The sequence below is a fragment of the Variovorax sp. Soil_C_19 genome (assembly GCF_057657255.1).
In genome coordinates this window covers 294,529-316,786 of record NZ_JBDGIV010000003.1, presented here as the reverse complement: position 1 = coordinate 316,786, position 22,258 = coordinate 294,529, and the positions used below count along the sequence as shown (strand labels likewise).

General features: G+C 67.5%; 22 protein-coding genes. All 22 read left to right on the top strand.

Annotated features, from left to right (window positions below; all coding sequences use genetic code 11):
- The first annotated feature begins 17 nt into the window (after positions 1–17).
- The 22 genes from AC3A6R_RS08925 to hisH all read left to right on the top strand — a co-directional run bounded on the left by AC3A6R_RS08925 (position 18) and on the right by hisH (position 22,251).
- Positions 18–1,295: an MFS transporter gene (locus tag AC3A6R_RS08925; RefSeq protein WP_487864288.1), complete on the top strand. Its 1,278-nt coding sequence runs from the start codon at positions 18–20 to the stop codon at positions 1,293–1,295.
- Entirely contained in the window at positions 1,292–1,867 is a 576-nt protein-coding gene (locus tag AC3A6R_RS08920; RefSeq protein WP_487864287.1) for a DUF1415 domain-containing protein, read from the top strand. Before AC3A6R_RS08925 ends, AC3A6R_RS08920 begins: the two co-directional genes overlap by 4 nt.
- Positions 1,864–2,745, top strand: a complete 882-nt coding sequence (locus AC3A6R_RS08915) for a class I SAM-dependent methyltransferase (RefSeq protein ID WP_487864286.1) — start codon at positions 1,864–1,866, stop codon at positions 2,743–2,745. Before AC3A6R_RS08920 ends, AC3A6R_RS08915 begins: the two co-directional genes overlap by 4 nt.
- 37 nt (positions 2,746–2,782) lie before the next feature.
- Entirely contained in the window at positions 2,783–3,484 is a 702-nt protein-coding gene (locus AC3A6R_RS08910; RefSeq protein ID WP_487864285.1) for a transposase, read from the top strand.
- A 170-nt stretch (positions 3,485–3,654) separates the two neighbouring features.
- Complete coding sequence (locus tag AC3A6R_RS08905; protein ID WP_487864284.1) at positions 3,655–8,415, top strand: glutamate synthase-related protein; 4,761 nt, start codon at positions 3,655–3,657, stop codon at positions 8,413–8,415.
- Between the two features lie 42 nt (positions 8,416–8,457).
- Entirely contained in the window at positions 8,458–9,936 is a 1,479-nt protein-coding gene (locus AC3A6R_RS08900; protein ID WP_487862174.1) for a glutamate synthase subunit beta, read from the top strand.
- 67 nt (positions 9,937–10,003) lie between these two features.
- On the top strand, positions 10,004–10,864 hold the full coding sequence (locus AC3A6R_RS08895) for an ABC transporter ATP-binding protein (protein ID WP_487864283.1): 861 nt from the start codon (positions 10,004–10,006) through the stop codon (positions 10,862–10,864).
- Positions 10,861–11,643: a lipid asymmetry maintenance ABC transporter permease subunit MlaE gene (gene mlaE, locus AC3A6R_RS08890; protein ID WP_487862172.1), complete on the top strand. Its 783-nt coding sequence runs from the start codon at positions 10,861–10,863 to the stop codon at positions 11,641–11,643. Before AC3A6R_RS08895 ends, mlaE begins: the two co-directional genes overlap by 4 nt.
- A 37-nt stretch (positions 11,644–11,680) precedes the next feature.
- The gene (gene mlaD, locus AC3A6R_RS08885; RefSeq protein ID WP_487862171.1) at positions 11,681–12,172 is read left to right on the top strand and encodes an outer membrane lipid asymmetry maintenance protein MlaD; all 492 of its coding nucleotides are present in this window, start codon (positions 11,681–11,683) and stop codon (positions 12,170–12,172) included.
- Positions 12,169–12,924: an MlaA family lipoprotein gene (locus tag AC3A6R_RS08880; RefSeq protein WP_487862170.1), complete on the top strand. Its 756-nt coding sequence runs from the start codon at positions 12,169–12,171 to the stop codon at positions 12,922–12,924. The genes mlaD and AC3A6R_RS08880 overlap by 4 nt, the downstream gene beginning before the upstream one ends.
- A 190-nt stretch (positions 12,925–13,114) precedes the next feature.
- Positions 13,115–13,774: an MlaC/ttg2D family ABC transporter substrate-binding protein gene (locus AC3A6R_RS08875; RefSeq protein WP_487862169.1), complete on the top strand. Its 660-nt coding sequence runs from the start codon at positions 13,115–13,117 to the stop codon at positions 13,772–13,774.
- 4 nt (positions 13,775–13,778) lie between these two features.
- On the top strand, positions 13,779–14,051 hold the full coding sequence (locus tag AC3A6R_RS08870; protein ID WP_487862168.1) for an STAS domain-containing protein: 273 nt from the start codon (positions 13,779–13,781) through the stop codon (positions 14,049–14,051).
- A gap of 97 nt (positions 14,052–14,148) precedes the next feature.
- Entirely contained in the window at positions 14,149–15,096 is a 948-nt protein-coding gene (locus AC3A6R_RS08865) for an ABC transporter ATP-binding protein (RefSeq protein ID WP_487864282.1), read from the top strand.
- Positions 15,093–15,857: an ABC transporter permease gene (locus tag AC3A6R_RS08860; protein WP_487862166.1), complete on the top strand. Its 765-nt coding sequence runs from the start codon at positions 15,093–15,095 to the stop codon at positions 15,855–15,857. The genes AC3A6R_RS08865 and AC3A6R_RS08860 overlap by 4 nt, the downstream gene beginning before the upstream one ends.
- A 7-nt stretch (positions 15,858–15,864) precedes the next feature.
- Positions 15,865–16,107 carry a BolA family protein gene (locus tag AC3A6R_RS08855; protein ID WP_487862165.1) on the top strand — a complete coding sequence of 81 codons (243 nt, stop codon included), beginning with the start codon at positions 15,865–15,867 and terminating at the stop codon, positions 16,105–16,107.
- Between the two features lie 47 nt (positions 16,108–16,154).
- Complete coding sequence (gene murA, locus AC3A6R_RS08850; protein WP_487864281.1) at positions 16,155–17,447, top strand: UDP-N-acetylglucosamine 1-carboxyvinyltransferase; 1,293 nt, start codon at positions 16,155–16,157, stop codon at positions 17,445–17,447.
- Between the two features lie 28 nt (positions 17,448–17,475).
- The gene (hisG, locus tag AC3A6R_RS08845; protein WP_487862163.1) at positions 17,476–18,117 is read left to right on the top strand and encodes an ATP phosphoribosyltransferase; all 642 of its coding nucleotides are present in this window, start codon (positions 17,476–17,478) and stop codon (positions 18,115–18,117) included.
- Between the two features lie 15 nt (positions 18,118–18,132).
- Positions 18,133–19,455 carry a histidinol dehydrogenase gene (gene hisD, locus AC3A6R_RS08840; RefSeq protein ID WP_487864280.1) on the top strand — a complete coding sequence of 441 codons (1,323 nt, stop codon included), beginning with the start codon at positions 18,133–18,135 and terminating at the stop codon, positions 19,453–19,455.
- A 38-nt stretch (positions 19,456–19,493) separates the two neighbouring features.
- Positions 19,494–19,865: a hypothetical protein gene (locus tag AC3A6R_RS08835; protein ID WP_487864279.1), complete on the top strand. Its 372-nt coding sequence runs from the start codon at positions 19,494–19,496 to the stop codon at positions 19,863–19,865.
- Positions 19,862–20,950: a histidinol-phosphate transaminase gene (hisC, locus tag AC3A6R_RS08830; protein ID WP_487864278.1), complete on the top strand. Its 1,089-nt coding sequence runs from the start codon at positions 19,862–19,864 to the stop codon at positions 20,948–20,950. The genes AC3A6R_RS08835 and hisC overlap by 4 nt, the downstream gene beginning before the upstream one ends.
- Positions 20,947–21,570 carry an imidazoleglycerol-phosphate dehydratase HisB gene (hisB, locus tag AC3A6R_RS08825; RefSeq protein WP_487862159.1) on the top strand — a complete coding sequence of 208 codons (624 nt, stop codon included), beginning with the start codon at positions 20,947–20,949 and terminating at the stop codon, positions 21,568–21,570. Before hisC ends, hisB begins: the two co-directional genes overlap by 4 nt.
- A 21-nt stretch (positions 21,571–21,591) precedes the next feature.
- A complete protein-coding gene (gene hisH, locus AC3A6R_RS08820) occupies positions 21,592–22,251 on the top strand; it encodes an imidazole glycerol phosphate synthase subunit HisH (RefSeq protein WP_487864277.1) in 660 nt (219 codons plus the stop codon).
- Positions 22,252–22,258 lie beyond the last annotated feature (7 nt).

Genomic DNA, 22,258 nt, shown 5'->3' with positions numbered 1-22,258 from the left:
GCGCCAAGGGTGCACCAGTGAGTGCTGCAGCCGCCGCGCCGGCACGCGTTCCGCTCGCCGCCTTTGCCGTGGTTCTGGGAGGCGTCAGCGCCGCGCTGCACCTCGGCAAGCTGCCGCCCGCGGTGCCGGCGCTGCAAGCTATGATGGGCATCGACCTGGTCGAGGCCGGGTTCCTGCTGTCGCTGGTGCAGGTGGCGAGCATGGCGCTGGGCCTGGTTGCGGGGCTGGCAGCCGACACGATCGGCCTGCGCCGCAGCATGCTGGCGGGATTGGCGATCCTGACGGTCGCGAGCCTGCTGGGCGGCGCGGTGGGCGCGGGTTGGCTCGGCCGAACGTTCGCGCTGCAATGGCTGCTGGGCCTGCGCGCGCTCGAAGGCGTCGGCTTCCTGATGGCCGTGATGCCGGGACCGGGGTTGATCCGGGCCTTGACGCCGGCCGGCGCCGACAAGGCCGCGCTGGGCGTGTGGGGCGCTTACATGCCGTTCGGCGTCGCGCTCGCGCTGCTGGCCGGCCCGGCCCTGATCGCCTGGGGCGGATGGCCCGACTGGTGGTGGACGCTGTCCGCGGTCTCCGCGGGTGCGGCGCTCTGGTTGTGGCTTGCGGTGTCCCCGGACGCACGGCGGGCCGGCGCTGCCGCGAAGGTGGCGGACGGGGCGGCGGCCACCGGCTGGCCGGCGCGGCTGCGCGCCACAGTCGGCGCACGGGGGCCGTGGATGACGGCTGCGACCTTCGCGGTGTATTCGGCCCAATGGATGGCGGTGATCGGTTTCCTGCCCGCCATCTACGCGGGGGCGGGCGTGCCGGCCGGGCTCAGTGCCGTGCTGACCGCGCTGGCTGCCGCGATGAACATCGTCGGCAACCTCGCGGGCGGCCGCTGGCTGCAGCGCGGCGTGGCGCCCGAGCGCCTGCTGCGCTGGGGGTTCCTGGCCATGGCGCTGGGCGGCATCGCGGCCTTTGCGCAGGTGGGGCAGGGCGGCGACGCGCTGGGGCTGCCGCCGGCGCTGCGCTACATCGCGGTCTGCGTCTTTTCGCTGGGTGGCGGCATGGTGCCTGCCACGCTGTTCCTGCTCGGCGTGCGCCTGGCGCCGGGGCCTTCGACCGTCTCCACCACGGTCGGCCTCATGCAGCAGGCCTCGTCGCTGGGGCAGTTCCTCGCGCCGCCGGCGGTGGCCTGGATCGCGCTGCGCGCCGGCGGCTGGCATTGGACCTGGATCGCCACGCTCGCTTGCTCGCTCGCGGGCATGCTGCTCGCGGCGGGCCTCGGGCGAATACGCCTTGCGACGGAAGTGGCATGAAGGACGCAGCGACAATCGACGCCATGCAGGCCGAAGCCGATACCCGGCGCTGGCTGGAGCGCGCGGTCATCGGGCTCAACCTGTGCCCCTTCGCAAAGGCGGTGCACGTGAAACGGCAGATCCACCATGCCGTCTACCTGGGCGCCGACGAAGGCCCTCTGATCGAGATGCTCCTGGCCGAAGCCCGTGAACTCACTGCGCACGATGCTTCCGTGCGCGACACCACCTTGCTCATCGCACCCAACACCTTGGCGGACTTTCTGGACTTCAACGACTTCACGGCCCGCGCCGAACGCAAGCTCGCGCGCGCAGGCTTCGACGGCGTGCTGCAGCTCGCGAGCTTCCATCCGCAGTTCGAGTTCGCCGGCAGCGCGCCCGACGACATCGGCAACGCCACCAATCGCGCGCCCTATCCCACGCTGCACCTGCTGCGCGAAGACAGCGTGAGCCGCGCGGTCGAGGCCTTTCCCGAGGCCGAGGCGATCTTCGAGCGCAACATCGAAACGCTCGAAGCGCTGGGCCAGGCCGGCTGGAATGCGCTCGACGTCGGCGCCGGGAGTGCAACGCGATGAACGCACAGCCGACCCGGGCCGGGATGACCGCCAAAGCGTCGAAGGCCGAAAACGAATTGTTGGAGGTGCTGCGTCCGGGCCAATCGGTCGAGCTCTTGAAGGAACTGCACATCCTCACGCGCGAAGGCCGCCTCAACCAGGACTCGCGCCGCAAGCTCAAGCAGGTCTACCACCTGTTCCAGTTCATCGAGCAATTACTGCGCGAGCTGCCGGAGGCGGGCACCGGCGCCACGCTGGCCGACCACGGCGCCGGCAAGTCGTACCTCGGCTTCATCATCTACGACCTGTTTTTCCGCTCGCACGCGGGCGGTCACGTATACGGGATCGAGACGCGCGGCGAACTCGTCGAGAAATCGCGTGCGCTGGCCACGCGGCTCGGCTTCGACCGCATGTCTTTCCTGAACCTCACGGTGGCCGAGTCGGCCAGCGCCAGCGAATTGCCCGAGCGCATCGACGTGGTCACCGCGCTGCATGCCTGCGACACCGCGACCGACGACGCCATCGCCTTCGGACTGGCGAAGAAGGCGCGCGCGATGGTGCTCGTGCCCTGCTGCCAGGCCGAGGTCGCGGCCTGCCTGCGCGAGACCAAGGCGCTCGCGCTGTCGCGCACGCCGCTGGCCGAGCTCTGGCGCCATCCGCTGCACACGCGCGAAATCGGCAGCCAGCTCACCAACGTGCTGCGCTGCCTCTACCTCGAGGCCAACGGCTACAGCGTGACCGTCACCGAACTGGTCGGCTGGGAGCACAGCATGAAGAACGAACTGATCCTGGCGCGCCATACCGGCCAGCGCAAGGCTGCCGCCGCGGCGCGGCTGCGCGAATTGCTGGCGCAGTTCGGACTCGACGCCCTGGGCGATACGCGGTTTCGGCTGGGCTGAACCGGCGTCGACGCAACCCGCGCGAGCGTTCGACGCCATGGCCCGTCTTCCCCGCCTCACGCTCCCCGGTATGCCGCACCACGTGATCCAGCGCGGCAACAACCGCCAGCCGATCTTTGTGGATCGCGCGGACCACGAAAAGCTGCTCGGCCTGCTCGCCGACAACGCCGCGCGCTTTGGCATCGCGCTGCACGCCTACGTGCTGATGGACAACCATTTCCACCTGCTGGCCACGCCTGACAGCACCACCGGCCTGCCGCAGTTCATGCAGTCGGTGGGACGCAGCTACGTGCGCTATTTCAACGACCGCCATGGCCGCAGCGGCACGCTGTGGGAAGGGCGCTACAGATCCACGCTGATCCAGACCGACCGCTATCTGCTGACCTGCATGGCCTATATCGACCTGAACCCGGTGCGCGCAGGGCTGGTGTCGGATGCGCGTGACTTCGCCTGGTCCAGCCACGGTCACTACGCGGGCTTGCGCCACGACAGGCTGCTGACGCCACATCCGCTCTATTGGGAACTCGGCAACACGCCGTTCGCGCGCGAGGCTGCCTATGTAGAGCTCGTACGCGGCGGCGTGCGTGCTGCCGATCAGGTCGCGCTCACCGATGCAACCTTGCGGGGCTGGGCAGCGGGCGATGCCGACTTTCTGGCCTCGCTTCAGAAATCGACCGAGCGCCGCGTGACCAAGGCCCGCGCCGGCCGGCCTCCCTCAGCGCCCGAGACGCAGGCCTGAACGCAGGGGCATGGAAGCCGCTCCGCGTGCCGGCCAATCAATCTGTCCCCGATTTTATCCTCACCAAAACCCTCGAAATTCAATGAGACTCTGACCCCGATTAAAGTGTTTGGCATTCTTTGTGCATCGCAATATCCTCACCATCCCTGCGAAAACTGAAGGAGTGCGCCATGACGACGGCTGCCGAGATCGAACATCTCCAACAACACGGTCTGTATTCCGGTGCCGACGAGCATGACGCCTGCGGCGTCGGCTTCGTCGCGCACATCAAGGGCGAGAAGAGCCATGCCATCGTGCTGCAGGGCCTCAAGATCCTCGAGAACCTCGACCACCGCGGCGCAGTGGGCGCCGACAAGCTGATGGGCGACGGCGCCGGCATCCTGATCCAGCTGCCCGACCGCCTCTACCGCGAAGAAATGGCCAAGCAGGGCGTCACGCTGCCCCCGCCCGGCGAATACGGCGTCGGCATGATCTTCCTGCCCAAGGAACATGCCTCGCGCCAGGCCTGCGAACAGGAGATGGAGCGCGCGATCAAGGCCGAGGGGCAGGTGCTGCTGGGCTGGCGCGACGTGCCGGTGAACCGCGAGATGCCGATGTCGCCGACCGTGCGCGAGAAAGAGCCGCTGCTGCGCCAGGTCTTCATCGGCCGCGGCAACGACGTGATCGTGCAGGACGCACTCGAGCGCAAGCTCTACGTGATCCGCAAGACCGCGAGCGCCAACATCCAGCGCCTGAAGCTCAAGCACAGCAAGGAATACTACGTTCCGAGCATGTCGAGCCGCACCGTGGTCTACAAGGGCCTGCTGCTCGCCGACCAGGTCGGTACCTATTACCTCGACCTGCAGGACAAGCGCTGCGTCTCGGCGCTCGGCCTGGTGCACCAGCGCTTCTCGACCAACACCTTCCCGGAGTGGCCGCTGGCCCACCCGTACCGCTACGTCGCCCACAACGGTGAAATCAACACGGTCAAGGGCAACTACAACTGGATGAAGGCGCGCGAAGGCGTGATGTCGTCGCCGGTGCTCGGCCCCGACCTGCAGAAGCTCTACCCGATCAGCTTCGCCGGCCAGTCCGATACCGCCACCTTCGACAACTGCCTCGAGCTGCTCACGATGGCCGGCTACCCGATCAGCCAGGCCGTGATGATGATGATCCCGGAACCCTGGGAGCAGCACGCCACCATGGACCCGCGCCGCCGCGCGTTCTACGAATACCACGCGGCCATGCTCGAGCCGTGGGACGGCCCGGCCTCGATCGTCTTCACCGACGGCCGCCAGATCGGCGCCACGCTCGACCGCAACGGCCTGCGGCCTTCGCGCTACTGCGTGACCGACGACGACCTCGTCATCATGGCCTCGGAGTCGGGCGTGCTGCCCGTGCCCGAGCAGAAGATCGTGCGCAAGTGGCGCCTGCAGCCCGGCAAGATGTTCCTGATCGACCTGGAGCAGGGCCGCATGATCGACGATGAGGAGGTCAAGGCCACCCTCGCGAACAGCAAGCCCTACAAGCAGTGGATCGAGAACCTGCGCATCAAGCTCGACAGCGTCGAGGCCGAGCCGGCCGGCGCGGTCAGCGCGCCGATCTCGCAGGTGCCGCTGCTCGACCGCCAGCAGGCCTTCGGCTACACCCAGGAAGACATCAAGTTCCTGATGAGCCCGATGGCGCAGGCCGGCGAAGAGGGCATCGGCTCCATGGGCAACGACAGCCCGCTGGCCGTGCTCTCGAGCAAGAACAAGCCGCTCTACAACTACTTCAAGCAGCTGTTCGCGCAGGTGACCAACCCGCCGATCGACCCGATCCGCGAAGCGATCGTGATGTCGCTGGTGTCGTTCATCGGCCCCAAGCCGAACCTGCTGGACATCAACCAGGTCAACCCGCCGATGCGGCTCGAAGTGAGCCAGCCGATCCTCGACTTTGCCGACATGGCCAAGCTGCGCGACATCGGCACCTACACGCAGGGCAAGTTCAAGAGCTACGTGCTCGACATCACCTACCCGCTCGACTGGGGCTACGAAGGCGTCGAGGCCAAGCTGGCATCGCTGTGCGCCGAGGCGGTGGACGCGATCAAGGGCGGCCACAACATCCTGATCGTGAGCGACCGCGGCGTCGGCCCGACGCAGGTGGCGATTCCCGCTGCGCTGGCGCTGTCGGCCGTGCACCAGTACCTCGTGGGCGAGGGCCTGCGCACCACGGCCGGACTGGTCGTGGAGACCGGCTCGGCGCGCGAGGTGCACCACTTCGCTGTGCTCGCGGGCTACGGCGCCGAAGCCGTGCACCCGTACCTGGCCATGGAAACGCTGGCGGCGATGCACGCGGACCTGCCGGGCGACATGAGCGCCGAGAAGGCGGTCTACAACTACGTCAAGGCCATCGGCAAGGGCTTGTCGAAGATCATGTCGAAGATGGGTGTCAGCACCTACATGAGCTACTGCGGCGCCCAGCTGTTCGAGGCCATCGGCCTCAACAGCCGGACGGTCGGCAAGTACTTCACGGGCACCGCGAGCCGCGTCGAGGGCATCGGCGTGTTCGAGATCGCCGAGGAAGCGATCCGCATGCACAAGGCCGCGTTCGGCGACGACCCGGTGCTTGCCAACATGCTCGACGCGGGCGGCGAATACGCCTGGCGCACGCGCGGCGAGGAGCACATGTGGACGCCCGATGCGATCGCCAAGCTGCAGCACAGCACGCGCGCCAACAACTGGAACACCTACAAGGAATACGCGCAGCTCATCAACGACCAGAACCGCCGCCACCTCACGCTGCGCGGCCTGTTCGAGTTCAAGATCGATACCGCCAAGGCGATTCCGGTCGACGAGGTCGAGCCCGCGTCCGAGATCGTGAAGCGCTTCGCCACCGGCGCGATGTCGCTCGGCTCGATCAGCACCGAGGCGCACTCGGTGCTCGCCGTGGCCATGAACCGCATCGGCGGCAAGAGCAACACCGGCGAAGGCGGCGAAGACCCGGCGCGCTACCGCAACGAGCTCAAGGGCATTCCGATCAAGCAGGGCGACACGCTGCGCAGCATCATCGGTGCCGAGAACGTCGAGGTCGATCTGCCGCTGCGCGATGGCGACTCGCTGCGTTCGCGCATCAAGCAGGTGGCCTCGGGCCGCTTCGGCGTCACGGCCGAGTACTTGCATTCGGCCGACCAGATCCAGATCAAGATGGCGCAGGGCGCCAAGCCCGGCGAGGGCGGCCAGCTCCCGGGCGGCAAGGTCACCGAGTACATCGGCAAGCAGCGCTACGCGGTGCCGGGCGTGGGCCTCATCAGCCCGCCGCCGCACCATGACATCTACTCGATCGAAGACCTCGCGCAGCTGATCCACGACCTGAAGAACACCGCGCCGCATGCGAGCATCAGCGTCAAGCTGGTGAGCGAGATCGGCGTCGGCACCATCGCCGCAGGCGTGGCCAAGTGCAAGAGCGACCACGTCGTGATCGCCGGCCATGACGGCGGCACGGGCGCCTCGCCCTGGTCGTCGATCAAGCACGCCGGCAGCCCGTGGGAGATCGGTCTGGCCGAGACGCAGCAGACGCTGGTGCTCAACCGCCTGCGCAGCCGCATCCGCGTGCAGGCCGACGGCCAGATGAAGACCGGCCGCGACGTCGCCATCGGCGCGTTGCTGGGCGCCGACGAGTTCGGCTTCGCCACCGCGCCGCTGGTGGTCGAGGGCTGCATCATGATGCGCAAGTGCCACCTGAACACCTGCCCGGTGGGCGTGGCCACGCAAGACCCGGTGCTGCGCCAGAAGTTCTCGGGCAAGCCCGAGCACGTCGTCAACTACTTCTTCTTCGTGGCCGAGGAAGTGCGCCAGATCATGGCCCAGCTCGGCATCCGCAAGTTCGACGACATGATCGGCCGCGCCGACCTGCTCGACATGCGCCGCGGCATCGAGCACTGGAAGGCCTCGGGCCTGGACTTCAGCCGCCTGTTCGCACTGCCGAATGTGCCCGCCGATGTGTCGCGCTACCACGTCGAGAACCAGGACCACGGCCTCGACCGCGCGCTCGACGTGAAGCTGATCGAAAAGTCGCGCTCCGCCATCGACCGCGGCGAGAAGGTGCAGTTCATCGAGGTGGCGCGCAACGTCAACCGTTCGGTGGGCGCCATGCTCTCGGGCGCGCTGACCAAGGTGCATCCGCAGGGCCTGCCCGACGATTCGATCCGCATCCAGCTCGAAGGCACCGGCGGCCAGTCGTTCGGCGCCTTCCTGGCGCGCGGCATCACGCTCTACCTGATCGGCGACGCCAACGACTACACCGGCAAGGGCCTGTCGGGCGGCCGCGTGGTGGTGCGCCCTAGCCTCGACTTCCGGGGCGAGGCGGTGCGCAACACCATCGTGGGCAACACCGCGCTGTACGGCGCGACCACCGGCGAAGCCTACCTCTGCGGCGTGGCCGGCGAACGCTTCGCAGTGCGCCTGTCGGGCGCCACCGCGGTGGTCGAAGGCACGGGCGACCATGGCTGCGAGTACATGACCGGCGGCACCGTGGCCGTGCTCGGCAAGACGGGCCGCAACTTCGCGGCCGGCATGAGCGGCGGCGTGGCCTTCGTCTACGACGAGGACGGCCAGTTCGCCTCGCGCTGCAACATGGCGATGGTCTCGCTCGAGAAGGTGCTGACCTCCACCGAGCAGACCGCGAGCGTGCACCGCAAGATCTGGCACGGCGGCGAGACCGACGAGGCGCAGCTGCGCAAGCTGCTCGAAGACCACCACCGCTGGACCGGCAGCAAGCGCGCGCGCGAGCTGCTCGACAACTGGGCCGAGGCGCGGACCAAGTTCGTGAAGGTGTTCCCCAACGAGTACAAGCGCGCGCTCGCCGAACTCCACGACCGCAAGGTCGAGCTCACGAGCAGCGGCAACAACGCGCACGTCGGCCTCGAGCCGCATGCGATTGCCGCGTCCAAGACGGCGCCGGCGGCTGCCTGAATGCCCGGGTGAACGCAGAAGACATAACGAAGGAACATCACGATGGGAAAGATCACCGGCTTCCTGGAGCATGAGCGCGTCGAGGAGGGCTACCGCCCGGTCGAGGAGCGCCTGAAGCACTACAAGGAATTCGTCATCGGCCTGGACACCGAACAGGCCAAGGTGCAGGGCGCGCGCTGCATGGACTGCGGCACGCCGTTCTGCAACAGCGGTTGCCCGGTCAACAACATCATTCCGGACTTCAACGATCTCGTGTACCGCAACGACTGGCAGAACGCCTTCGCAGTGCTCGACTCCACCAACAACTTCCCCGAGTTCACCGGCCGCATCTGCCCTGCACCCTGCGAGGCCGCCTGCGTGCTCAACGTGAACGACGATCCCGTGGGCATCAAGTCGCTCGAGCACGCGATCATCGACCGCGCGTGGGACGAAGGCTGGGTCGCGCCGCGCGTGGCCAAGCACAAGACGGGGAAGAAGGTTGCCGTGGTGGGCGCCGGCCCGGCCGGCATGGCCGCAGCGCAGCAGCTCGCGCGCGCCGGCCATGACGTCACGCTGTTCGAGAAGAACGACCGCATTGGCGGCCTGCTGCGCTACGGCATCCCCGATTTCAAGATGGAGAAGTCGCACATTGATCGCCGCGTCGAGCAGATGAAGGCCGAGGGCGTGGCCTTTCGCACCGGCGTGGTCGTCGGTGCCGCGAAGGACCCGCTCGGCAAAGGCTCCAAGGTGACCAACCTGGCCAAGGAAACGGTCACGCCCGAGCAGCTGCAGAAAGAGTTCGACGCCGTGCTGCTCACCGGCGGCGCCGAGCAGTCGCGCGACCTGCCCGTGCCCGGGCGCGACCTCGACGGCATCCATTTCGCGATGGAGTTCCTGCCGCAGCAGAACCGCGTCAATGCCGGCGACAAGCTCAAGGGCCAGCTGCGCGCCGAAGGCAAGCACGTGATCGTGATCGGCGGCGGCGACACCGGCTCCGACTGCGTGGGCACCAGCAACCGCCACGGCGCAGCGAGCGTCACGCAGTTCGAGCTGATGCCCCAGCCGCCTGAGGAAGAGAACCGCCCGCTGACCTGGCCCTATTGGCCGATCAAGCTGCGCACCAGCTCCAGCCACGAGGAAGGCTGCGAGCGCGAGTTCGCGATCTCTACCAAGGAGTTCATCGGCGAAAAGGGCAAGGTCACCGGCCTCAAGACCGTCCGTGTCGAATGGAAGGACGGCAGGATGCAGGAAGTCGCAGGCAGCGAGCAGATCCTCAAGGCCGACCTCGTGCTGCTCGCCATGGGCTTCGTGAGCCCCGTGGCGGCGGTGCTCGATGCCTTCGGCGTCGAGAAAGACGCGCGCGGCAACGCCCGCGCTAGCGTCGATTTCGTCGGCGGCTATGTCACCAACGTGCCCAAGGTGTTCGCGGCCGGCGACATCCGCCGGGGCCAGTCGCTCGTCGTCTGGGCGATTCGCGAGGGCCGGCAGGCCGCGCGCTCGGTGGACGAATTCCTGATGGGATTCAGCGACCTTCCGCGCTGAGATTTTTGTTTCAGTTTGGCGGGGCCTGCCGCGCTCCCGCTATCATTCGCGGAAACCGCACGCCGGGATGCCCGAAAGGGTGCCCGGCTTTTTCATTGAGATGGACGCAGCCGTACCCCAGCCCCAACCCTTCGTAGAGTTCCGCGACGTCACGTTCGGCTACGGCGCACGCGCGATCCTCGGCGGCGTGTCGTTTTCCGTGCCGCGCGGCAAGGTCACGGCACTGATGGGCGCTTCGGGCGGCGGCAAGACGACCGTGCTGCGGCTCGTCGGCGGCCAGCAGCGGGCGCAGCGCGGCGAGGTGCTGTTCGACGGCCACGATGTGGGCGGCTTCGATGCGGCGTCGCTGTACGCGGCGCGGCGCCGCATGGGCATGCTGTTCCAGTTCGGTGCGCTCTTCACCGACATGAGCGTGTTCGACAACGTCGCCTTCCCGCTGCGCGAGCACACGCAATTGCCCGAGCCGCTGGTGCGCGACATCGTGCTCATGAAGCTCGACGCGGTCGGCCTGCGCGGTGCGCGCGACCTGATGCCGAGCGAGGTCTCGGGCGGCATGGCCCGGCGCGTGGCGCTGGCCCGCGCGATCGCGCTCGACCCCGACCTGGTCATGTACGACGAGCCCTTCGCCGGCCTCGACCCGATCTCGCTGGGCACGGCGGCGCGGCTGATCCGGCGGCTCAACGACACGCTCGGGCTCACGAGCATCGTGGTTTCGCACGACCTCGAGGAAACCTTCCGCATCGCCGACCATGTGGTGATCCTGGCCAACGGCCGCATCGCCGCGCAGGGCGCACCCGACGACGTGCGCCAGAGCGACGACCCGCTGGTCCACCAGTTCGTCAATGCGCTGCCCGACGGACCGGTGCACTTTCATCACCCGGGCGTCGGCATCGAGGAAGACTTCGATCCGCAGGGAGGCCGCTCATGAGCTGGTGGAATCCGGCCGACGTCGGCTTCACGGTGCGCAGCAAGCTCGCCGGCCTGGGCTACGGCGCCAAGCTGTTCGTGCGCTTGGTGCTGCAGGGCGCGCAGAGCCTGCGACGCTTCAGCCTGGTGCGCGACCAGATCCATTTCCTCGGCAACTACTCGCTCGCGATCATCGCGGTGTCGGGCCTGTTCGTCGGCTTCGTGCTCGGGCTGCAGATGTACTACGCGCTGCAGCGCTACGGTTCCTCCGAAGCGCTCGGCCTGCTGGTGGCGCTGAGCCTGGTGCGCGAGCTCGGGCCGGTGGTGGCGGCGCTGCTCTTCACCGGTCGGGCCGGCACCTCGCTGACCGCCGAGATCGGCCTCATGAAGGCCGGCGAGCAGCTCAGCGCGATGGAGATGATGGCCGTCGATCCGGTGCGGCGCATCCTGGCGCCGCGCTTCTGGGCCGGCGTCATCACGATGCCGCTGCTGGCGGCGGTGTTCAGCGCCGTCGGCATCATGGGCGGCTACGTGGTCGGCGTGCTGATGCTCGGCGTCGACCCCGGTGCGTTCTGGGGGCAGATGCAGGGCGGCGTCGACGTGTGGCGCGACGTCGGCAACGGCGTGATCAAGAGCATCGTCTTCGGCTTCACCGTCACTTTCATCGCGCTGCTGCAGGGCTACGAGGCGCAGCCCACGCCCGAAGGCGTGTCGCGCGCCACCACGCGCACCGTGGTGATGGCGTCGCTGTCGGTGCTGGGGCTCGACTTCCTGCTCACCGCCATGATGTTCAGTATTTGAAGGAGCCCCGGCTCCATCGTTCTAGAGAGTGCCAACCATGCAACGTTCCAACAACGACCTCTGGGTCGGCCTGTTCGTCCTGATCGGCGGCGCGGCGCTGCTTTTCCTCGCGCTGCAGTCCGCCAACCTGCTGAGCCTGAATTTCCAGCAGACCTACAACGTGGTCGCCCGCTTCCAGAACATCGGCGGGCTCAAGCCGCAGACGGCGGTCAAGAGTTCCGGCGTGGTCGTCGGCCGTGTCGAATCGATCACCTTCGACGACAAGACATTTCAGGCCAACGTGACGCTGGCTTTGCAAAAACGCTACAGTTTTCCCAAGGACAGCTCGCTCAAGATCCTGACCAGTGGCCTGCTCGGCGAGCAGTACATCGGCATCGAGGCGGGCGCCGAGGAGAAGAACCTCCAGGCCGGCGACACGATCACTGCGACCCAGTCGGCCGTGGTGCTCGAAAACCTGATCAGCCAATTCCTCTACAGCAAGGCGGCCGAAGGAAGCACTTCGACGCCGGGAACAGCCAACAAGAAATGAAATCAACGAGCACTCTGAGGCCGCTCGCTATCAATAAGGTAGCGCGCGGCGCACATTGGGCGGCCGCTGCCGTCGCCCTGGCCCTGGCTGCGGGATGCGCCAGCGGCCCCCAGGCCCATCCGGGCGATCCTTTCGAGCCTTTCAACCGCGGCGTCACGCGCTTCAACGACGTGGTGGACGACGCAGTGCTCGTGCCCGCGGCCACCGCCTACGAACGCGTGCTGCCTTCGATGGTGCGAACGGGCGTGGGCAACTTCTTCAGCAATGTCGGCGACATCTGGAGCTTCGCCAACAGCGTCGCACAGCTCAAGCTGCGCAACAGCGCCGAGACCTTCATGCGTCTCAACGTGAACACCTTCTTCGGGCTTGGCGGTCTGCTGGACATTGCCACCGAGGCCGGCATCGACCGCCACGAGGAAGACTTTGGCCAGACACTCGGCCGCTGGGGCGTCGGGCCCGGACCGTACGTGGTGCTGCCGGTGTTCGGCCCGTCGACGGTGCGCGACACCGCCGCCCTGCCGGTCGACCGCGCCGGCAGCGTGATCGGCAACATGCACGACGTGGCATGGCGCAACTCGCTGGCGCTGCTCGAAGCCGTCGACACGCGCGCGCGGTACCTGCGCGCGGGGCGGCTGCTGAACGACGCCGCGCTCGACAAGTACACCTTCACGCGCGACGCCTACCTGCAGCATCGCCGCAGCGACGTCTACGACGGCAATCCACCGGACGACGACGATGAAGGCGGAAAGTAGATCGGGGCGGAAGCAGGGCTGATCGCCGCCGGATGCGAGCGTTTCTGCTTGCATCCCGTTTCAAGGCTTCACCTGTGCTTCAGGGAACCGGGTCGGCCGGCGGCCTGTCGAACACGTTCTTTCCAGCAGACGCGCGAACAATCGAATCGATCGCGCGGCCCTGCAGGAGTTTCAACTTGAAGGGGTTTTCATGAACAACAAGATCTTGCAACGCCGCGGCTTCGGCCGGCTCGTACTGGCCAGCGCACTGCTCGTGGGCGCCGCCACCGCCTTCGTGCGTCCCGCGCATGCGGCCGACGAGGCGCCCGACGCGCTCGTCAAGCGGCTGTCGACCGACGTGCTCGAGACCATCAAGGCGGACACCTCGATCAAGGCCGGCGACATCAACAAGATCATGCTGCTGGTCGATAGCAAGATCATGCCCAACGTCAACTTCCAGCGCATGACGGCGTCCGCGGTGGGCCCGGCCTGGCGCCAGGCCACGCCGGAGCAGCAGAAGCGCCTGCAGGAAGAGTTCAAGACGCTGCTGGTGCGCACCTACGCGGGCGCGCTCGACCAGGTCAGCGACCAGAGCGTCACGGTGCGTCCGTTCCGCGGTTCGACCGAGGACAACGAAGTGCTGGTCCGCACCGAGGTCAAGGGCCGCGGCGATCCGGTCCAGCTCGACTACCGGCTCGAGAAGACGCCGGGGCAGGGCGGTGGCTGGAAGGTCTACAACCTCAATGTGCTGGGCGTCTGGCTGGTCGACACCTACCGCACGCAGTTCGCGCAGGAAATCAACGCCCGCGGCATCGATGGCCTGATTGCAGCGCTCGCCGCGCGCAACAAGGGCAACAGCGGCCGGAGCTGACGCCATGCTGGTGCTGCCCTCGAAGCTCACGCACGACGACGCCCCGGCCTGCATGCGCATGCTGCAGCAGGGGCTCGCGGGGCAGACCGATACGTCGACAGTGGTCGACGCCAGCGCGCTCGCGCAGTTCGACTCCTCGGCGCTTGCGGTGCTGCTCGAATGCCGGCGCGAATCGAGCGCGATCGGCCGCGGCTTCGCGGTCAAGGGACTGCCGCCCCGACTGCGCGAGCTGGCGGCGCTGTACGGCGTCGCGAGCCTGCTGCCGGCGGCGCCCTGAGCCGCCTTCCGGATCGCCGCATCGGCCGGCGCCAGCGCAGGGCATCGGGCCTGCGTCCAGCGTGCAAACTGGCGCGCCCGTAAAATCGCCGGCTCCCATGCCCGCGATCTCATTCCAGTCGGTCTCCAAGACCTATCCCCCCTCCAGACAACAGCGGGCCCAAGGCCAGCAGGGTTTGCGCGCCGTCGACGACGTCAGCTTCCAGATCGAGGAGGGCGAATTCTTCGGCCTGCTCGGTCCCAACGGCGCCGGCAAGACCACCCTGATCAGCATGCTCGCGGGCCTGTCGCGGCCCACGGCCGGCGCGATCAGCGTGCACGGCTTCGATGTGCAGCGCGACTACGCCGAAGCGCGGCGCCAGCTCGGCATCGTGCCGCAGGAGCTGGTGTTCGACCCGTTCTTCAACGTGCGGGAGTCGCTGCGCATCCAGTCGGGCTATTTCGGCATCAAGAACAACGAGGCCTGGATCGACGAGCTGCTGCAAAGCCTGGGCCTGGCCGACAAGGCCACCGCCAACATGCGCCAGCTCTCGGGCGGCATGAAGCGCCGCGTGCTGGTGGCGCAGGCGCTGGTGCACAAGCCGCCGGTCATCGTGCTCGACGAGCCCACGGCCGGCGTCGACGTCGAACTGCGCCAGACGCTGTGGCAGTTCGTCGCCAGGCTCAACAAGCAGGGCAGCACCGTGCTGCTCACCACCCATTACCTCGAAGAGGCCGAAGCGCTGTGCAGCCGCATCGCGATGCTCAAGCTCGGCCGCGTGATCGCGCTGGACCGCACCAGCGAGCTGCTCAAGTCCGCCGCGAGCAATGTGCTGCGCTTCAAGACCGACGCCATGCTTCCGTGGTCCATCGCCCAGCATGCGCGCATCACCGGCCGCATCGTGCAACTGCCGGCGCAGAACGCGCATGAAGTCGAACAACTGCTGGCCGCGATCCGCGAGGCCGGCGTCGTGGTGGAAGACGTGGAAATGCGCAAGGCCGACCTGGAAGACGTGTTCATCGACCTGATGGCGGGCGAGCAGACGCCGCTGGAGCTGTCCCGATGATGGCCGTTACGGGATGGCGCGCGCTGCTTTACAAAGAGACGCTGCGCTTCTGGAAGGTCGGCTTCCAGACCGTCGGTGCACCGGTGCTCACCGCGCTGCTCTACCTGATGGTGTTCGGCCATGTGCTCGAAGACCATGTGAAGGTCTACGGCTCGGTCAGCTACACCGCCTTTCTGGTGCCCGGGCTCGTGATGATGAGCGTGCTGCAGAACGCCTTCGCCAACAGTTCCTCGTCGATCATCCAGAGCAAGATCATGGGCAACCTGGTCTTCGTGCTGCTCACGCCGCTGTCGCACTGGGGCTGGTTCTTCGCCTACGTGGGCTCGTCGGTGATCCGCGGGCTGGCCGTGGGACTCGGCGTCTTCGTGGTCACCATGTTCTTCGCGATGCCGAATTTCGTGGCGCCGCTCTGGATCGTGGTGTTCGCGCTGCTTGGCTCGGCCATGCTCGGCACGCTGGGGCTCATCGCAGGGCTCTGGGCCGAGAAGTTCGACCAGATGGCCGTGTTCCAGAACTTCCTGATCATGCCCATGACCTTTCTCTCGGGCGTGTTCTATTCGATCGGGTCGCTGCCGCCGTTCTGGCAGAAGGTGAGCCACCTGAACCCGTTCTTCTACATGATCGACGGCTTCCGCTACGGCTTCTTCGGCGTGAGCGACGCCTCGCCCTGGCTCAGCCTGGGCATCGTCGGCGCGGCGTGGCTCGTGATCAGCGCGATCGCGGTCCATCTGCTGCGCATCGGCTACAAAATCAGAGGCTAAAACCCCCATGACCGCTGAAGAACTTCAAGCCATCATCCAGTCCCATCTGCCTTGCGAGCACATCGCGCTCGAGGGCGATGGCCGGCACTGGTATGCCACCATCGTCTCGGCCGAATTCGAGGGCAAGCGCCCGATCCAGCGCCATCAGCGGGTCTACGCCACCCTGGGTGCGAAAATGCACACCGACGAGGTGCATGCACTCTCGATGAAGACCTACACGCCGGCCGAATGGGCGGCGATCGACAAATAAGTAAGCAAGCAACGGCCGCCGAGCGGCCCCTATTCGCTGGATTCCTGATGGACAAGCTTCTGATTCGCGGCGGGCGCCAGCTTCGCGGCGAGGTACTCATTTCCGGCGCCAAGAACGCCGCGCTGCCCGAGCTGTGCGCAGCGCTCCTGACCGACCAGCCCGTGGTGCTGCACAACGTGCCGCGGCTGCAGGACGTGTCGACCATGCTCAAGCTGGTGCGCAACATGGGCGTCACGGCCGAACGCGACGACAACGGCACGGTGCGGCTCGACGCCGGCGATCTCGTCAACCCCGAGGCGCCCTACGAACTGGTCAAGACCATGCGCGCCTCGGTGCTGGCGCTGGGCCCGCTGCTCGCGCGCTTCGGCCATGCCAAGGTCTCGCTGCCGGGCGGCTGTGCCATCGGCTCGCGGCCGGTCGACCAGCACATCAAGGGACTGCAGGCCATGGGCGCCGAGATCGCGGTCGAGCACGGCTACATGCTCGCACGCCTGCCGGCCGGCCGCACGCGGTTGAAGGGCGCCCGCATCCTGACCGACATGGTCACCGTGACCGGCACCGAGAACTTCCTCATGGCCGCAGCGCTGGCCGAAGGCGAGACCCTGCTCGAGAACGCCGCACAGGAGCCCGAGATCGTTGACCTGGCCGAGATGCTGATCCGCATGGGCGCGAAGATCGAAGGCCATGGCACCAGCCACATCCGCATTCAGGGCGTCGATAAGCTGCACGGCTGCGAGCATGCGGTGGTGGCCGACCGCATCGAGGCCGGCACCTTCCTCTGCGCCGTGGCCGCGACGGGCGGCGATGTGCTCCTGCGCCATGCGCGCGCCGACCACATGGAGGCCGTGATCGACAAGCTGCGCGATGCCGGGTGCACGGTCGCTGCGGAAGAGGGCGGCGTGCGCATCAGCTCCAGCGCGCCCGCCAGCGGGCATCTCAAGGCGCAAAGTTTCAGCACCACCGAATACCCGGGCTTCCCGACCGACATGCAGGCCCAGTTCATGGCGCTCAACGTCATCGCGCGCGGCGCGTCGATGGTCACCGAAACGATCTTCGAGAACCGCTTCATGCATGTGAACGAAATGATGCGCCTGGGCGCCCGCATCCATGTCGAAGGCAAGGTGGCGATGGTCGAGGGCGTGGAGCAGCTCTCGGGCGCCACCGTGATGGCCACCGACCTGCGCGCCTCGGCAAGCCTCGTCATTGCCGGGCTCGTGGCCGAGGGCGAGACGCTGGTCGACCGCATCTACCATCTCGACCGGGGCTACGACCGCATGGAAGCCAAGCTGCGCGGCCTCGGCGCCGACATCGAACGACTGACCGGAGCCGCCGCCGCATGATCACCCTCGCATCACAGGAGTCGCAATCGTGATCACGCTTGCTCTGTCCAAGGGCCGCATCTTCGAAGAGACGCTGCCCCTGCTGGCCGCGGCCGGCATCGAGGTCACCGAAGACCCCGAGAAGTCCCGCAAGCTGATCCTCGGCACCACCCGGCCCGACGTGCGCGTGGTGCTGGTGCGCGCCTCCGACGTGCCCACCTACGTGCAGTACGGCGGCGCCGACCTCGGCGTGACCGGGCTGGACGTGCTGCTCGAGCACGGCAACCAGGGCCTGTACCAGCCGCTCGACCTGCGCATCGCGGCCTGCCGCCTCAGCGTGGCGGTGCGCGCCGACTACGACTACGCCTCGGCCGTGCGCCAGGGCTCGCGCCTCAAGGTGGCGACCAAGTACGTGGGCCTTGCGCGCGAGTTCTTCGCGAGCAAGGGCGTGCACGTCGACCTGATCAAGCTCTACGGCAGCATGGAACTGGCGCCGCTCACCGGGCTGGCCGATGCCATCGTCGACCTGGTCTCGACCGGCAACACGCTCAAGGCCAACCAGCTGGTCGAGGTCGAGCGCATCATGGACATCAGCGCGCGTCTCGTGGTCAACCAGGCCGCGCTCAAGCTCAAGCGCGAGCCGATCCGCCGCATCATCGACGCCTTCGCGTCGGCCATTCCCTCTGCCTGATCTCTTTTCGAAGCCATGACCCCGAAAGCAGCCCCCGCCCGACTGTCCACCGCCTCGGCCGGCTTCGATGCCGAATTCAAGGCGCGGCTGCATTGGTCCGCGGATGCCGATGCGGCCATCGAGAAGGTCGTGGCCGACATCCTGGCCGACGTGCAGCGGCGCGGCGACGAGGCGGTGCTTGAATACACGCGGCGCTTCGACCGGCTCGAGGCGACGACGCTGTCGCAGCTGGAGCTCACGCAGGCCGAACTCAAGGCGGCCTTCGAGTCGCTTCCCGCCGCGCAGCGTGAGGCGCTCGAAGCCGCGGCGCAGCGCGTTCGCAGCTACCACGAGGCGCAGAAGAAAGCCTCGGGCGAAAGCTGGAGCTACCGAGACGCCGACGGCACGCTGCTGGGCCAGAAGGTCACGCCGCTCGACCGCGTCGGCATCTACGTGCCGGGAGGCAAGGCCGCCTACCCGTCGAGCGTGCTGATGAATGCCATTCCCGCACATGTCGCGGGCGTGGGCGAGATCATCATGGTCGTGCCGACGCCCGGGGGCGAGAAGAACCCGCTCGTGCTCGCCGCCGCCTACGTGGCCGGCGTGACGCGCGCCTTCACCATCGGCGGCGCCCAGGCCGTGGCCGCGCTGGCCTACGGCACCGCCACCATCCCCGCGGTCGACAAGATCACCGGCCCCGGCAACGCCTATGTGGCGGCCGCCAAGCGCCGCGTGTTCGGCACCGTGGGCATCGACATGATCGCGGGCCCGAGCGAGATCCTGGTGCTGGCCGACGGCAGCACGCCGCCCGACTGGGTGGCGATGGACCTGTTCAGCCAGGCCGAGCACGACGAGCTCGCGCAGAGCATCCTGCTGTGTCCCGACGCGGCCTACATCGACCGCGTGCAGGCCGAGATCGACCGGCTGCTGCCGACGATGCCGCGCGCCGAAATCATCGCCGCCTCGCTCAATGGCCGAGGCGCGCTGATCCACACCCGGAGCATGGAAGAGGCCTGCGAGATCAGCAACCGCATCGCGCCCGAGCACCTCGAGGTCAGCAGCAGAGAGCCGCAGCACTGGGAGCCGCTCTTGCGCCATGCGGGCGCGATCTTCCTCGGCGCTTTCACGAGCGAGAGCCTCGGCGACTACTGCGCGGGCCCGAACCACGTGCTGCCCACCAGCGGCACGGCGCGCTTCTCGAGCCCGCTCGGTGTCTACGACTTCCAGAAGCGCTCGAGCCTGATCGAGGTCAGCGAGGCCGGAGCGCAGGTGCTCGGCCCGATCGCCGTGACGCTGGCCGAGGGCGAAGGCCTGCAGGCCCATGCCGAAGCGGCGCGGCTGCGGCTTCGCAAGGCCTGAGTCCGGCCCATTTCATTGCGCCAGGAGAGGCACGCACGATGGCCAGACGCCGTTTTCATCGTCCGCGCACGGCGGCCGTGCTGCTGGCGCTGCTTGCAGCCGCGGGCATGGCGCAGGCCATGAGCATCCGCGAACTGCGCACGCTCGAAGCCGGCGAGAAGGACGGCAAGGCCTATGCGAGCTACTACCTCGTCGGCCTGCTCGAAGGCCTGCGCGAAGGCGTGGAGTCCTCGCAGCGCAACGGCCAGAAACCGCTCTTCTGCGTCGAAGACCGCCGGCTCGAACCCGCGATGGCGCGCTCCCTCTACCAGACCGAACTGAGCCGCAACGCCGACAGCTACGAAGCCGACATGCCGGTCCAACTGGTCATGGCCGGCGCCCTCCGCAACAGCTATCGCTGCACAAAATGACCACTTCCCTACCTGTCCGTCCGATCGACCGCATCCGCTCCGACGTGCAGTCCATGCACGCCTATGCAGTGCAGGATGCACGCGGGCTCGTCAAGCTCGACGCCATGGAGAACCCCTTCGGCCTGCCGACGTCGCTGCAGGCCGAACTCGGCGCGCGGCTCGGCGCGCTGGCGCTCAACCGCTATCCGGGCGAGCGCGGCACCGACCTGCAGCGCGCGCTGGCGGCGCATGCGCAGATGCCCGAAGGCTTCGCCCTGATGCTCGGCAACGGCTCGGACGAGCTGATCTCGCTGCTGGCCATTGCCTGCGACAAGCCCGGCGCCGCAGTGCTCGCGCCCGTGCCCGGCTTCGTGATGTACGCCATGAGCGCCCAGCTGCAGGGCCTGCGCTTCGTGGGTGTGCCGCTCACGGCGGACTTCGAGCTCGACGAGGCCGCGATGCTCGCCGCCATCGCACGCGAAAAGCCCGCCATCGTCTACCTCGCCTATCCGAACAATCCCACCGCCAACCTCTGGGACGACGCGGCGATCGAGAGGATCGTCGAAGCCCAGGGCGCCGAGGGTGGGCTGGTGGTCATCGACGAGGCCTACCAGCCCTTCGCCGCCCGCAGCTACATCGACCGCATCGCGCGCCACGGCCATGTGCTCCTGATGCGCACGCTCAGCAAGTTCGGTCTCGCCGGCATCCGGCTCGGCTACCTCATGGGGCCGGCCGCGCTGGTCGCCGAGATCGACAAGGTGCGCCCGCCCTACAACATCAGCGTCCTCAACTGCGAGTGCGCGCTGTTCGCGCTCGAGCATGCAGAGGTGTTCGAGGCGCAGGCACGGCAGATCCGCGACGAGCGCCATCGGCTCATGATGGGCCTGGGACGGCTGCCGGGCGTCAAGACCTGGCCCAGCGACGCCAACATGATCCTGGTGCGCGTGCCCGACGCTGCGAAGACCTTCGAGGGCATGAAGAGCCGCGGGATCCTGGTCAAGAACGTTTCTAAAATGCACGAACTGCTCGCAAACTGCCTGCGCCTGACTGTCGGCACCGCCGACGAGAATGCGCGCATGCTCGCGGCCCTCGAAGATTCACTATGACCACCCCACAGCCTGCCGACACCGGCACCGCCGCGCGCACCGCCTCCGTCACGCGCAACACCGCCGAGACCAAGATCACCGCGAGCGTCAATCTCGACGGCACCGGAAAGGCCAAGCTCTCGACGGGCATCGGCTTCTTCGACCACATGCTCGACCAGATCGCCCGCCACGGGCTGATCGACCTCGAGATCGACTGCCAGGGCGACCTGCACATCGATGGCCATCACACCGTCGAGGATGTCGGCATCACGCTCGGCCAGGCCGTGGCCAAGGCCGTGGGCGACAAGAAGGGCATCCGCCGCTACGGCCATGCCTATGTGCCGCTCGACGAAGCGCTGAGCCGCGTGGTGATCGATTTCTCGGGCCGCCCGGGCCTGGAGATGCACGTGCCGTTCACGAGCGGCATGATCGGCACCTTCGACAGCCAGCTCACCTACGAATTCTTCCAGGGCTTCGTGAACCATGCCTTCGTCACGCTGCACATCGACAACCTCAAGGGCATCAATGCGCACCACCAGTGCGAGACCGTGTTCAAGGCCTTCGCACGCGCGCTGCGCAGCGCGCTCGAACTCGACCCGCGCTCGGCGGGCGTGATCCCGTCGACCAAGGGCTCGCTCTGAGCCAAGCGGCGCTATGAAGCTATGAAATCTGTAGCAGCAAACACCGTCGCCGTGGTCGACTACGGCATGGGCAATCTGCACTCGGTGTCGCAGGCCGTGCGCCATGCGGCCGACCTGGCGGGCGTGGAAGTGTTCGTGACATCCGATCCCGAGGTGGTGCGCCAGGCCACACGCGTGGTGCTGCCGGGGCAGGGCGCCATGCCCGACTGCATGCGCGAACTGCGCGAGTCGGGGCTGATGGAAAGCGTGCTCGAGGCGGCGGCGGCCAAGCCGCTCTTCGGCGTCTGCGTCGGCATGCAGATGCTGTTGTCGCGCAGCGACGAAGGCCCGACCGAGGGGCTCGACCTCATTCCGGGCGAGGTCGTCAAGTTCGATCTCGCCGGGCGCCTGCAGCCCGACGGCAGCCGCTTCAAGGTGCCGCAGATGGGCTGGAACCAGGTGCGCCAGGCGCATGCGCATGCCATGTGGGCCAGCGTGCCGGACCTGAGCTACTTCTATTTCGTCCACAGCTTCTATGCCCGGCCGGCGGACGTGCGGCACAGCGTGGGCGAGTCGGATTACGGGGCATGCTTTACCGCTGCCATCGCACGCGATAATATTTTTGCCACCCAGTTCCATCCCGAGAAGAGTGCGGACCATGGGTTGCAGCTCTACCGAAATTTCCTTCACTGGAATCCCTGACCACCAT

Coding starts and splice junctions, on each gene's coding strand:
- hisB (WP_487862159.1), top strand. CDS start 20,947: ATGACCACCCCACAGCCTGCCGACACCGGCACCGCCGCGCGCACCGCC.
- AC3A6R_RS08895 (WP_487864283.1), top strand. CDS start 10,004: ATGCCCGAAAGGGTGCCCGGCTTTTTCATTGAGATGGACGCAGCCGTA.
- hisH (WP_487864277.1), top strand. CDS start 21,592: ATGAAATCTGTAGCAGCAAACACCGTCGCCGTGGTCGACTACGGCATG.
- mlaE (WP_487862172.1), top strand. CDS start 10,861: ATGAGCTGGTGGAATCCGGCCGACGTCGGCTTCACGGTGCGCAGCAAG.
- mlaD (WP_487862171.1), top strand. CDS start 11,681: ATGCAACGTTCCAACAACGACCTCTGGGTCGGCCTGTTCGTCCTGATC.
- AC3A6R_RS08905 (WP_487864284.1), top strand. CDS start 3,655: ATGACGACGGCTGCCGAGATCGAACATCTCCAACAACACGGTCTGTAT.
- hisD (WP_487864280.1), top strand. CDS start 18,133: ATGACCCCGAAAGCAGCCCCCGCCCGACTGTCCACCGCCTCGGCCGGC.
- AC3A6R_RS08835 (WP_487864279.1), top strand. CDS start 19,494: ATGGCCAGACGCCGTTTTCATCGTCCGCGCACGGCGGCCGTGCTGCTG.
- AC3A6R_RS08920 (WP_487864287.1), top strand. CDS start 1,292: ATGAAGGACGCAGCGACAATCGACGCCATGCAGGCCGAAGCCGATACC.
- AC3A6R_RS08910 (WP_487864285.1), top strand. CDS start 2,783: ATGGCCCGTCTTCCCCGCCTCACGCTCCCCGGTATGCCGCACCACGTG.
- AC3A6R_RS08880 (WP_487862170.1), top strand. CDS start 12,169: ATGAAATCAACGAGCACTCTGAGGCCGCTCGCTATCAATAAGGTAGCG.
- hisC (WP_487864278.1), top strand. CDS start 19,862: ATGACCACTTCCCTACCTGTCCGTCCGATCGACCGCATCCGCTCCGAC.
- AC3A6R_RS08865 (WP_487864282.1), top strand. CDS start 14,149: ATGCCCGCGATCTCATTCCAGTCGGTCTCCAAGACCTATCCCCCCTCC.
- AC3A6R_RS08855 (WP_487862165.1), top strand. CDS start 15,865: ATGACCGCTGAAGAACTTCAAGCCATCATCCAGTCCCATCTGCCTTGC.
- AC3A6R_RS08870 (WP_487862168.1), top strand. CDS start 13,779: ATGCTGGTGCTGCCCTCGAAGCTCACGCACGACGACGCCCCGGCCTGC.
- AC3A6R_RS08900 (WP_487862174.1), top strand. CDS start 8,458: ATGGGAAAGATCACCGGCTTCCTGGAGCATGAGCGCGTCGAGGAGGGC.
- AC3A6R_RS08915 (WP_487864286.1), top strand. CDS start 1,864: ATGAACGCACAGCCGACCCGGGCCGGGATGACCGCCAAAGCGTCGAAG.
- AC3A6R_RS08860 (WP_487862166.1), top strand. CDS start 15,093: ATGATGGCCGTTACGGGATGGCGCGCGCTGCTTTACAAAGAGACGCTG.
- murA (WP_487864281.1), top strand. CDS start 16,155: ATGGACAAGCTTCTGATTCGCGGCGGGCGCCAGCTTCGCGGCGAGGTA.
- AC3A6R_RS08875 (WP_487862169.1), top strand. CDS start 13,115: ATGAACAACAAGATCTTGCAACGCCGCGGCTTCGGCCGGCTCGTACTG.